The following is a 12033-nucleotide window of genomic DNA, read 5'->3' as shown; positions in this document are numbered from 1 at the left end:
CCGGATCAATTTTTTGAAGATAAAATTGTAAATCTTTTGCGATCCGGACGGGACTTGTTCTTATTTGAAAAACTCCCTATCCATAAGCTTTATGTCGTTCTCTTATTTTTAGGTCACCGAATAGGTCACTTTAATAAACAAAAATAGAGTGCGTCGTTTTTACTGGTGCAAAGATATGTTTTTTTTTATTTTTCACAAATAAATGTAGATCTTTTTTCTATCTCTTCCATAATCCACAGATTTTCAAATAACAAATATACCCTGCCCTAATCATTTTTCGCTTTTGATATAAATCCCCAAACCAAAAATCATTAATGAACTATCATCCTTTTTATCTTTGGTAAGTTTAGATGGTAAAATTGTATAATTTACAAAAAATAATTACCTACTACTATTAAGACGGTCAACCTTAGCACTTGGCAACCAACTGTTTCGTCTGGCTATTAAAATTTGTACACTAGGACTGTTCAATATCCACATTAATTTACTATGCGATAAAGGTTATTGTTTTTCAAGAAAAATATCCTAACAGCACATATCCTGAGATTAAATTCCGTTTCAAATTATCTAATCTTTATTTATAGTGTTTGCTATAAATGCACAGCAGTCATAAAAATAATTAGACATAGCGAAATAAAAAGTTAGATTAATCTAACTTTTTATTATATTTGAAAAAAAAACGTGAGCAAGAGATATATACCTATTATTATAATTTTCTATCTTCTTTTTCTGATCGTACAAGCTTGTGATAAACTTCAGCCTGAAGCGATAGATGAGAGTGAATTACTTGATGGCTCCATTGTGGGGTTATCATATGCTGAAAACCAACAATTTTTGCGAGGGGATATCGCCTTTAACGATGAAACCTTCACGGTCGGGAAAGGTCTTGGTCCAACCTTCGTGGCAACAAGTTGTGGAAGCTGTCATGCTGGTGATGGAAAAGGGACTCCCTTTACTACTCTTATACGTTTTGGACAGACTGACGAAACAGGAAATTTATTTTTGCTTTTAGGTGGTCCTCAATTGCAAAATAGGGCGATACCAGGTTATACTCCGGAAGCAATTCCTCCCGGAGCAACATTTTCTAAATTTACTCCGCCTGCCAATACCGGATTAGGTTTTATTGAATTGGTTTCTGATATGGATATTTTGGCAATGGCTGACCCTTGTGATACAAATAATGATGGCATCTCAGGAGTCCCCAATTATATTGATCTTCCGGCATATCAAGCACCATTCTTCTTTGCTGTAACAAAAGGAGGGAAGTATATCGGAAGATTTGGTAAAAAGGCATCCACATACAGTTTACTACAACAAACCGTTAATGCTTACAATCAAGATATGGGCATTACTTCAACTTTTAATCCTCACGATGTTTATTCAGGAATGAATGTTGATCCCGAAGTTTCTGATAAGACCATCGCAGATGTTGTATTTTATCTTCGTACATTGAAAACACCTATTCAGCGAGACGCAGAAAATAGTATCATTAAACAAGGTCAGACTATATTTTCTCAGATAAGTTGTAATAAATGTCATGTCCCGGAACTGAAAACTTCATCCTCCTCAATTTCACCATTATCCAATAAAAAGTTTTATCCGTACACAGACTTATTACTTCATGATATGGGTGCTTCTTTGGATGACAACTATACGGAAGGCACTGCGAAAACTTATGAATGGCGTACGCCTGCACTGTGGGGGTTAGGTTTATCTCCAAAATCACAAGGCGGTCAATACTTCTTAATGCATGATGGCAGGGCAAAAAGTATAGAAGAAGCAATACAGCTTCACGGGGGAGAGGCTGCAACCAGCAGAACCAATTACACTCAATTACCAGTCCAAGAAAAAGAAGCTATTATTAAATTTTTGAAATCCTTATAATTATGGACAGACTTGAATTTCTCAAAAAATGCAGTTTGGTCTGTTTAGGCTTTACTGCAATTCCTCCCATTCTTTCAGGGTGTATAAGCAATAAAATGATTTCAGGAGCGATTAAAGACGATTATATCATATTGCCTTTGGAGGATTTTATGGATACAAAATATCCTGACAAAAAATTATCCTATGTAATTATTCAAAATGAATCTCTCAAATATCCCATTTGTGTATTTCGTTTTTCGGAAACTGAGTATGAAGCATTATGGATGCAATGTACCCATCAGGGTAGCCAGTTACAAGTATTTGGAGATAAGCTACAGTGTCCTGCACATGGTAGTGAATTTTCCAACCAAGGTTTAGTACAAAACGGTCCTGCTGATCAGACCTTAAGAAAATTTCCAGTATACATAGAATCGGATTTTTTGAAAATTTCTTTAAAAAAACCGGTATGAAAAAAATTATCTATCTAATTATAATTTTAATTTTTCAGGAAGCCACAGCACAGATAGATTCTGAATTACTAAAAAGAATACCTGTAGACAGTTCTCGCTCTTTGAACATGGATGCCGTTTACAAGCGTCCCTTCTTAGGATTAGGGAAAGTGCCTGTCTCTATTGGTGGCTATGCGGAAGCCAATTGGCAGCATATCAGCACTGATGGTATATCTGATGGACATCAATTTCAATTACGTAGGATGACACTTTTTGTATCTTCTACAATTTCCTCAAAAATTAAATTTCTGAGTGAAATAGAATTAGAAGAAGGAGGTAAAGAGATTAATATTGAATTTGCTGCCATTGATGTAGAGTTTAATCCCTTGCTTAATTTGAGAGGAGGAATTATTATGAATCCAATTGGTGCTTTCAACCAAAATCATGACGGTCCGAAATGGGAGTTTACCGATCGTCCTATATCTGCTACAGAAATGTTGCCTGCTACATTCAGTAATGCTGGTTTCGGATTTTATGGAAAAATGTATAAAGCCGAGTGGATGTTCGGATACGAGGTATATCTATCAGGAAATTTTGATAATTCAATTATTGACAATAATCAAAACAAAACGTACTTACCTGCTGCCAAAAGTAATCCTGAACGTTTTGAAGAAATTAACAGCGGTGTTCCTCTTTTAACAGCAAAAATTGCCACAAGACATGAAAAAGCAGGAGAATTTGGAGTCTCTTATATGGGAGGAATCTATAATAAATTTCAGGATGAAGGTCTTCAGGTTGACGATAAAAGAAGGGTTCGGGTATTTGCATTGGATTATAATAATACACTTCCAAACCTTGGAACTTTAATTACTGCAGAATGGGCTTGGGTTAAAGTAGATGTCCCGGAAACTTATACACAACAATATGGAGACAGGCAGCATGGAGGATTTATAGACATTGTTCAGCCAATAATTAAAAGAAAAATTTTGGATTGGGAAAGAGCAACCGTTAATCTTGCATGCCGTTTAGAGTATGTAGATTGGAACGTAGGTCATTTCAGAGAAGACAACAGCAAAATTGGAGAAGATTTATGGAGTATTATGCCTGCAATCAGTTTTAGACCCAATGCACAAACTGTTTTTAGACTTAATTATAGATTTCAGAAACAGAAAGACATTTTTGCGAACCCTGCGGCAAAAACTGTAGGCTTCAGCTTTGGTATTTCAACGTATTTCTAATAATTTGCCTCCGCAGATCTTAGGATTGAGCAAAAAGTCATTCTTGAGTTAATACTCCGTGGATATTCTTTATGTTTTTGTTAAGGGACAAAAAGCAAGAAAGACTGTTTCGTAGGATTACTGGAATTAGCGAATTCAATCTAGATTTTATACATAACGACTCAATTAAATATTAATATTTGAAAATGCTCACTTATGAAGAAAGATTAAAATACGGTACATTATATTATTAAAAATATACTGAATTCCAGTATTGAAATTCAGTATTTATAAGAACTATGCTATTTACTTCTTATTCTCATCATGATGTTCTTTCTCATCGTGATGTTCTTTTTCTTGATGATGCTCGGCCTCATCGTGATGCTCCGGCTCATCTGCATGTTCAGGACCCTCGTGATGTTCCTTGTGCGGATGATGTTCTTTGTGTTCGTGATGTTCTGGATGGTCGTGTGTCTCTTTTTTTTGATCTTCGCTGTTCATAACATTTTAATTTAAAGGTGAATATTAATTTATATATGTTGTTATTTGTGAAAGGCAAATAAGATGCCAAAACAAAGCTATAATCTACTGATTTTAAATACTTTCCATTGTTTTAAACAATATTGCTTCAAACATCTAAATAATTTTAAATGTCCTTTAAAAACGTGATATGTTAAAACATTACTCTAAAAAAATATTATTTCTATCTGTCCATAGTTAACTATTGATCGTTTTAGGAAGTAGATTGATTAGTTTTTACTTTGATGATATTTAAAATGATGGTCTTTGACAGGATGAAAATATTTCTTAAATCCATATGTTATAAGAGATAGTATCAGGATACTAAAAACTATCAAATAGAATATATCTTCTGACGCAAGCCGATGCTTTCCCCTCCTGATTATTCGTCTCCTAAATCGTCTTTTAAATCCCATAATTTCTCATTTAAAAAAATAGCTGGTAATTCAAACCCAAACTTTTCTGCTGATAACTCTTCTGGAAATAAGGAGAAATCATAGATAATGTTTTTTCATTCTTACTTTTAAATAAAGTTTTGATCTTTGGATATAACCAATATGCTATCTCAGTAGAAAAAATTCCGATACCAGCACCAGACAGGACATCTGTAACCCAATGCTTATTATTGATGATTCTGTACACACTAGTAAAAATGGCAAACGGATATCCTGACAGACTGATCCAATAATTGCTGTCCCTATATTCTCTGAACATAAACTGTGCAGTTGAAAATGCGATCGCTGCATGACCTGAGGGAAATGACATATAATTTGATTGATCAGGCCGCTCCCTGCCGATCAATGATTTTGAAGGAATAACTATTGCCAATAAGATAGCTTGTGATGTTGCTAAAATGATCGTTCGATCTTTTAAGTTATGTTTCCCTCGAACACCCGCTATGTTTAAACCATAAACGAGCGCAGCTGGTACAAATAAGGTATAGTTGTCTAATTTTGAATTGTTTAATGTATGATCGTTTACCTCCCTTCTCACATCATAATCAAACTTTTTGATTTCAGGAATTGTAAAACCAATTGCACCTGCCGATATCAAGCTAACCGGAACAATAAGTTTTTTATAATCCAAAGTATCATCTCTTATTATTAAAGAATCTTGTTGAGCAGTTTTTTGCAATGACAAACTATCCTGAGCATAAATACTTAGAGAGAATTTCAGTAAAAGGATTAGTATTGAGTTTTTTTTTACATAAGTCCACATAAAAATTATATTTCTGATTTTTATTGTTCGGATCTAACATTAATAGTATTCAATTTTATATCGTAAAATTGGATGTAACTTCCCTGTTCCCATCTTTTATGGGAACTCAATCTTAATAATATGAGTGGAGGCAAATTTTCCTTAGAATTGTAATATCCTAAGGAAACAGGATACTAGAATTTGCTCTATTTTTATCTGTGATAATCTCTTTTAAAATTTCATTCTTTGAATCCTGACTGCATTGAGTATTGCAATCAAAGCAACTCCCACATCAGCAAATACAGCTTCCCACATCGTAGCCAGTCCACCAGCTCCAAGTACGAGCACGATGGCTTTTACAACAAAGGCAAGAATGATATTCTGCCAGACGATCCTTTTGGTCTTCTTTCCAATATTGATCGCCATAGGTATTTTTGATGGTTTATCATCCTGGATCACAACATCGGCAGTTTCGATGGTCGCATCGCTGCCAAGTCCACCCATTGCTATTCCAACATCACTTAATGCTACTACAGGCGCATCATTTACACCATCACCAACAAAAGCCACACTTTCATTTCTTGCTTTGATTTCTTTGACCTTGTTGACCTTATCTTCCGGAAGCAGGTCTCCAAAAGCATTGTCAATACCGATCTGCTCAGCCACATATTTTACTACAGTTGTCTTGTCACCACTTAGCATAGTCGCTTTTACATTCAAGCTATGAAGTTTTTCAACTGCTTGCTTTGCATCGTCCTTGATTCGGTCGGCAATCGTAATGAATCCTGCAAATTTTCCATCATATGCGATAGCTATCACCGTATATACGATTTTGGATGGGTCTACATCATAACCGATCTTAAATTTATCCAATAGTTTAAAATTACCCACCAGGATTTCCTTCCCATTAGCTCTCGCTTTAAGCCCATGCCCTGCAATTTCTTCAGTATCCTCTAAATTGATCGAATTGTTGATCTCTCCTACAAACTCGTGAACAGCAGTAGCCACAGGATGGGTACTTTTACTTTCAACAACATTGACCAATTGGAGAATCTCATCTTTGTCAAATCCTTCTTTAATGGTAACGTCCTGAACTTTGAAAACACCTTCTGTCATAGTTCCGGTCTTATCCATTACCACATTCTGAATCTCAGCGATCTTATCCAAAAAGTTGCTTCCTTTAAATAATATACCATTGCGGCTCGCTGCTCCGATACCTCCAAAATAGCCAAGCGGGATAGAGATCACCAATGCACACGGACAAGATATAACTAAGAAAATCAATGCTCTGTACAACCAATCTCTGAAAACATAATCATCAACAAAGAAATAAGGTACTAAGCAGATCAAAACAGCTAATGCAACCACAATTGGGGTGTAAATTCTTGCAAATTTTCTGATAAAAAGTTCAGTCGGAGCTTTTTGAGCTGTTGCATTTTGTACCAGTTCAAGGATCTTACTGAGTTTGCTATCCTCATAAGCTGTATTAACCTTAATCAAAGCTACGCTGTTCATATTGATCATTCCGGCTAAAACTGTTTCACCTTTATTTTTAGAATCAGGTTTGCTCTCTCCTGTTAACGCTGCGGTATTGAAAGACGCAGAATCGGAGATCAGTTCTCCGTCCAATGCCAGTTTTTCTCCTGATTTTAACTGAATCGTATCCCCGATTTTGGCTTCGGCAGCTTTGATTTTTTTAGGCTGATTATTTTCAATAATCGTTACCTCATCAGGACGTTGATCTAAAAGAGCCTTAATATTGGTTTTAGCTCTCGACACAGCTAGAGTCTGAAAAACCTCTCCTACTGCATAGAACAACATAACCGCTACTCCTTCAGGAAATTCTCCGATAATGAAAGCCCCTATCGTTGCAATGCTCATAAGGAAAAATTCTGAAAACACATCACCTTGTTTGATACTTTCAAATGCCTCTTTTAAAACCGGTAGGCCTACCGGTAGATAAGCAACACCGTACCAGACAATACGTACCCAGTCTTTAAACCATTCAGGCTTAATGTAATTGTCCAATGCAATGCCTGCTAATAACAATACCAAAGAAATAATCGCAGGCAAGAACATCTGAAACGCTGTTTTATCAGTTTCTGCATGATCATGTCCATCATCATCTGTATGTTGATGATCTTCCGTTTTCTTCTTTGGAGCGCAGCATCCGTCTTCTTCAACTAATTTTTTGGCTCCAGCATCTTTATAGATTTTGCCTTCCTGTGGAGTACAGCAGAGCTGCTTTCCATTTTCGTCGTAGATGTGTTTATGTTCCATAATAATATTATTTTTATGATTTTTAGGTTACTTTATATATATATCCTGGTCTGATTGTCTTCCGGTTTTTAGAATTTTTTTATACCAGCCAAATTTGTTAATACTTAAGATGAACAAGGTAATAACAGTTGCTAAAAAAGATAACAAAAACATGTTCAGTGCAAGGGCAGATCCTATTGCCGATGCAGCCCATAAAGCAGTGGATGTTGTAAGCCCCTGCATGCTTTTGGAACTATCTTTAAATGCCAGTCCAGCTCCGATAAATCCTAAACCGGCAGGTATCGCCGCCAACATTCTCGCTATTGCAGATTTATCATCTGTAAGATGCGAGGCAACTGCCACAAATAAGCAAGAAGCCATACAGAGAACGCCAAAAGTGCGAACCCCTGCATCTTTATGGGCAGTTTCTCTTTCGAAACCTATTATCGCGCCAAAAAACAGTGCTAATAATAATTTTCCGGCAAGTAAAAGTTCAAATTTTAGATCCATTTTATATCACTTTATCTAGTTGTGGTTATATTTCCCTTTTTAATCCGCTTCTGTTTTAATCCTTCATTCTTGAAAAGATAGTAGGCCGACTGATAATTTGCTATCGCTTTTTTTACATACTGTTCAGACAGCATCTCTGGATTTTGTTTATTTTTCTCCTTGTCATACAAATACGTCTCTGTTTTTTGCTGTGGACCTAGAATAACCAATTTGTTGTTTTCCATATATCCAAGTTTCTGATAGGTACTTACAAATATTCTTGGAATATAGCTTTCGCCTAAAACATTTTTACCATAAAGATTACTCTGATATGTCCAACCTAAAAGTGCGAAAAGTGTTGGATACAAATCGATCTGAGAGCACATTTTTTCAATTCTGAATGGTTCGTTGTCGTTCAGGTTGACAATCATTGCAGGGATATGGTATTTTGCGACATCGATATCGTTCTTGCCCGCACTGCTGGCACAATGATCTGCAACAATTATAACAATGGTATTTTTGTACCAGGATTTATTCTTTATCTTTTTAAAAAACTGACCGATCGCATAATCTGTGTATTTCACGGCGCCTTCCCTTCCCGATCCCGAGGGAATATCAATCTTTCCTTCAGGATATGTATAAGGACGATGATTGGAAGTGTTCATTACAAAATCGTAAAAAGGTTTCCCCGCTGCAAATTTTTGATCTGCTTGCTTTATCACCTGATCATAAAGATTTTCATCACTAATACCCCAGGCATTTTCAAAAGTGACCTCCTTGTCTTCTATTGGTATTCTTGGAGACTGATAATCTTCCCCTACAAAAGAATTTCTTTTCCGGTCTACAATTGTGTATCCATTATTACCGAAATAATTATTCATATTATCAAAATAACCATCACCACCATATAAGAAAGAAGTATCATATCCCTTTTGACTGAAGATCGATCCTACAGTGCTCAGATTATCATTTTCTTTCCTGCGGACAATACTATTCCCCGGTGTAGGCGGAACGGCAAGTGAAAGTGCCTCCATTCCTCGCACGGTTCTTGTTCCGGTAGCATACATATTGGTAAATAAAATGCTTTGATTCGCCAATGAGTCCAACGTAGGTGTCAGATTCTGATTGTTGCCAAATGTTTTCATAAAGTCTGCACTGAAACTTTCCAATGTGATCATAATAACATTGGGCTTCTCATAGGAGTCAGCTCCCTTAATGTTACGTAAGATTGAGAAATCATTTGATAAGTAATCTGAGTTAGATTCCTGGAGATCAGTTCTCACAATATTAAACGCCACCCTATTATCGATGAGTTTATAGAAGTGTTCATAATTGATCTCGTTATTTTTATATGCAGAAAAAAAAGAATAGATTCCTGATTTTGACAGCTCATTCCGATACCTGTTTTCGCTATTCTCTGCTAAACTGTTGTCAATAAAAAATGCATAAATGACTGAAATGAAAAGCAATCCGAAAAAGATAAAGAATCTTTGTAAAAAAGGTGTACTGCCCTTAAAATTATCTGTGAAGTAATGCCTTTTATAGAAAAGTAAAAACACCAAAGAAGTCATTATTAACATGGCTGTAATGAGCAATGGCAAAGGATATGATTCATTAATATTATTGATTACTTCATAGGTATAAACCAGATAATCAACTGCAATAAAATTAAACCGGCTTTCAAATTCCTGCCAGAATGTTACTTCAGCAAAAAATGAAAACAACAATATAAGCACAGCTACATTAAAGCAAAAAAAAGTCATAGCTCTATTGAAAAGCGAATTATTATATTTCTGAGGAAATAAAAGCAGGTACAGACTGTACGGTAGCACAAAAAACACCCCTACCCCTATATCAAATAAAAATCCCAGAGCAAATACATTCAGCAATGAAAGAAAACTAATCTCTGCCTTTTGAAGGCTGGCAATAGAAAATCCTATCCTGAGGACAAAGGAAAAAATTATATATAATAAGAAAAAATTAATGAGCAGGCTATAACTGCTTCGCTTAATTTTAATTAGTTTCATAAACAAGTTTTATAAGTGATTACATCATTAATTCTTTAGAAATCAATTTTATTTGATATAGAAATAATCATTTAGATTTCAATCTATTCTGATCATTCATCTACAAGTGTATTTCAGTTTCATCATAACCTTCATATTCGATTTGAAAAGTGGTATGGGTTATTTTAAAATCTGTCGTTGCTTTATCTATTAATATTTGCAGGAGTTCATTGCGATTTTTGTTATCATCTGCAATCACATGTGCGCTCATGGCATTAACGCCTGATGTAAGCGACCAGACATGTAGATCGTGGATTTCCTTGATTCCCGAAAGTTCTTCCAGTGAAGATCGAAGCTTGCTGATATCTACATCTTTCGGTGTACCTTCCAATAAGACATTAACCGCTTCCATAAGCAACTTTAAGGTTCTGGGAATGATTAATAGACCTATTGCCGCAGAAATGATCGGATCTGCGTAATACCATTGTGTTGTCAGCATTATCACACCTGCGATCATTACTCCTACGGATGTCAGCATATCCGACAAGACCTCAAAATAAGCACCTTTCATATTAAGACTTTCATTGGAGTCCTTTCTTATGATAAGGATACCGATGATATTGACCACAAAACCAATTCCTGCAACGATCATCATGGAGCCACTTTGCACTTCAGGAGGATTTTTAAATCTTTGAAATGCCTCATATAAAACAAATAATTAGATACCCAATAGCACAACAGCATTAATCACAGCAGCCAAAATCTCTGTGCGATAGTACCCAAATGTTTTTTCAGGACTAGCCTTTCTCTCACCAATTTTGATTGCAATAAATGCTAGGAGTAAACCGACAACATCTGTTAGCATGTGAGCAGCATCCGCAAGCAATGCAAGACTTTTTGTTGCAATTCCTCCAATGACTTCAGCAATAAGATAAGTACCACTTAGTGCTAGGACGATGAGTAAATTTTTCTTATGTCTGCTTGATGCAGATCCAGTCTGTTTATTTGTGTCGCTCATAATTTTATGTATTTACTAGATTGACTCTACATTTCGAAGTAAGTATTATTTTCTTTTTTAACAGGAATATCATTTTCTTTGATCATCTGTAAAATATTGATTTCTATAGTTTGTGCAATAGATGTCATTGGCGTATCCACAGGAGTATTCTCGAAAGGATCCTGCATGATGATTGCTGTTTTCTCAATGGCTATAAATAGCAGAGGAATAGTGATCGTTGTAATAATTTCCAAGGTGAGCTGGGAATCTTCCAATCCGAAAGGGAGTATAAAAGCAAAAACATATATAAGAGTATGCAGTAAAATACTATAGGCACGTGGAAATACCGTATTTTTCAATCTTTCACATTTTCCCATATTGTCACACAGCCTCATGAGAACTTCGTTAAGCTGAACCTCCTTGAAATCTGATACCAATCCTTTTTCGGCTATTTGTCTTAAGTGATAAGAATGTTCATCCAAAATTGCATTGGGTATATTAACAGCGTTAATCTGATGCATATTCAAATACTCCCCTACTTTACCGGAAAAAGGCTGTTTTCTTAATGCTTCGCCTAACGCATAGACCCATACGATTTGTCTTTCTGCAAATATTTTAACGTCCGCACTATCCTGAGGAATGAACTGAATAATTAATCGGATAAGAGACCTGGAATCATTAACAATAGCACCCCAAACGGTTCTTGCTTCCCACCATCTCTCGTATGACTGCGCCGTCCTAAATGCAAGTAGCAGTGATACAGCAGTTCCTAAAATTGCGGGAATGCTTAATGGAATTGATATTTTTTTGAAAATAGGATGCAGATCCAACAAACCTATACCTACAGCAAGTATAACAATCAGTAATATTTGGCTTTTAATTTGATCAATAAAATACCAGATTGAAATTTTCTTGTTTAGTAACATAACTTTTGTTTATAGATTTGATATAACATTATGATACGTAGTTCACGATTTAATTCGATTCGTAGCATAATGTTATTTTTTATTACAGCTGAAACTTTTATATAAAGGCTT

Annotated in this window: 9 protein-coding genes and 1 pseudogene; 3 read left to right on the top strand and 7 right to left on the bottom strand. The window is 35.5% G+C overall.

All coding sequences use genetic code 11. The features are described 5' to 3' along the window. Positions 1-681: 681 nt before the first annotated feature. From RTY06_RS12470 to RTY06_RS12460, 3 genes are all read left to right on the top strand, one after another. Entirely contained in the window at positions 682-1884 is a 1203-nt protein-coding gene (locus RTY06_RS12470; protein ID WP_034975902.1) for a di-heme oxidoredictase family protein, read from the top strand. A 2-nt stretch (positions 1885-1886) separates the two neighbouring features. Beyond that, a complete protein-coding gene (locus RTY06_RS12465; RefSeq protein ID WP_051879933.1) occupies positions 1887-2333 on the top strand; it encodes a ubiquinol-cytochrome c reductase iron-sulfur subunit in 447 nt (148 codons plus the stop codon). 107 nt (positions 2334-2440) lie between these two features. After that, the gene (locus tag RTY06_RS12460) at positions 2441-3550 is read left to right on the top strand and encodes a hypothetical protein (RefSeq protein WP_312825256.1); all 1110 of its coding nucleotides are present in this window, start codon (positions 2441-2443) and stop codon (positions 3548-3550) included. Between the two features lie 285 nt (positions 3551-3835). Here the strand turns inward: RTY06_RS12460 and RTY06_RS12455 are convergent, their stop codons facing one another. From RTY06_RS12455 to RTY06_RS12425, 7 genes and pseudogenes are all read right to left on the bottom strand, one after another. Beyond that, on the bottom strand, positions 3836-4030 hold the full coding sequence (locus RTY06_RS12455; RefSeq protein ID WP_034975906.1) for a hypothetical protein: 195 nt from the start codon (positions 4028-4030) through the stop codon (positions 3836-3838). Positions 4031-4474: 444 nt separating this feature from the next. After that, positions 4475-5266 carry a phosphatase PAP2 family protein gene (locus RTY06_RS12450; RefSeq protein WP_034975909.1) on the bottom strand — a complete coding sequence of 264 codons (792 nt, stop codon included), beginning with the start codon at positions 5264-5266 and terminating at the stop codon, positions 4475-4477. A gap of 210 nt (positions 5267-5476) precedes the next feature. Next, positions 5477-7525 carry a heavy metal translocating P-type ATPase gene (locus RTY06_RS12445; RefSeq protein ID WP_040995614.1) on the bottom strand — a complete coding sequence of 683 codons (2049 nt, stop codon included), beginning with the start codon at positions 7523-7525 and terminating at the stop codon, positions 5477-5479. A 27-nt stretch (positions 7526-7552) separates the two neighbouring features. Beyond that, positions 7553-8014 carry an MgtC/SapB family protein gene (locus RTY06_RS12440; protein ID WP_312825254.1) on the bottom strand — a complete coding sequence of 154 codons (462 nt, stop codon included), beginning with the start codon at positions 8012-8014 and terminating at the stop codon, positions 7553-7555. An 11-nt stretch (positions 8015-8025) separates the two neighbouring features. Further along, complete coding sequence (locus RTY06_RS12435) at positions 8026-9756, bottom strand: LTA synthase family protein (protein ID WP_228388333.1); 1731 nt, start codon at positions 9754-9756, stop codon at positions 8026-8028. A gap of 364 nt (positions 9757-10120) precedes the next feature. Next, a pseudogene (locus RTY06_RS12430) lies at positions 10121-11017 on the bottom strand (cation diffusion facilitator family transporter). Positions 11018-11043: 26 nt separating this feature from the next. Next, on the bottom strand, positions 11044-11922 hold the full coding sequence (locus RTY06_RS12425) for a bestrophin family protein (protein ID WP_028123473.1): 879 nt from the start codon (positions 11920-11922) through the stop codon (positions 11044-11046). Positions 11923-12033 lie beyond the last annotated feature (111 nt).

This window comes from Epilithonimonas sp. (genome assembly GCF_032055105.1).
Lineage (GTDB): Bacteria > Bacteroidota > Bacteroidia > Flavobacteriales > Weeksellaceae > Epilithonimonas.
This window is presented reverse-complemented; position numbering and strand designations above follow the sequence as displayed.

What these genes read in the sequence shown, in the direction of transcription:
- RTY06_RS12465 (WP_051879933.1), top strand. Translation starts at nt 1,887, where the DNA reads ATGGACAGACTTGAATTTCTCAAAAAATGCAGTTTGGTCTGTTTAGGC.
- RTY06_RS12460 (WP_312825256.1), top strand. Translation starts at nt 2,441, where the DNA reads ATGGATGCCGTTTACAAGCGTCCCTTCTTAGGATTAGGGAAAGTGCCT.
- RTY06_RS12455 (WP_034975906.1), bottom strand. Translation starts at nt 4,030, where the DNA reads ATGAACAGCGAAGATCAAAAAAAAGAGACACACGACCATCCAGAACAT.
- RTY06_RS12450 (WP_034975909.1), bottom strand. Translation starts at nt 5,266, where the DNA reads ATGTGGACTTATGTAAAAAAAAACTCAATACTAATCCTTTTACTGAAA.
- RTY06_RS12445 (WP_040995614.1), bottom strand. Translation starts at nt 7,525, where the DNA reads ATGGAACATAAACACATCTACGACGAAAATGGAAAGCAGCTCTGCTGT.
- RTY06_RS12440 (WP_312825254.1), bottom strand. Translation starts at nt 8,014, where the DNA reads ATGGATCTAAAATTTGAACTTTTACTTGCCGGAAAATTATTATTAGCA.
- RTY06_RS12435 (WP_228388333.1), bottom strand. Translation starts at nt 9,756, where the DNA reads ATGACTTTTTTTTGCTTTAATGTAGCTGTGCTTATATTGTTGTTTTCA.
- RTY06_RS12425 (WP_028123473.1), bottom strand. Translation starts at nt 11,922, where the DNA reads ATGTTACTAAACAAGAAAATTTCAATCTGGTATTTTATTGATCAAATT.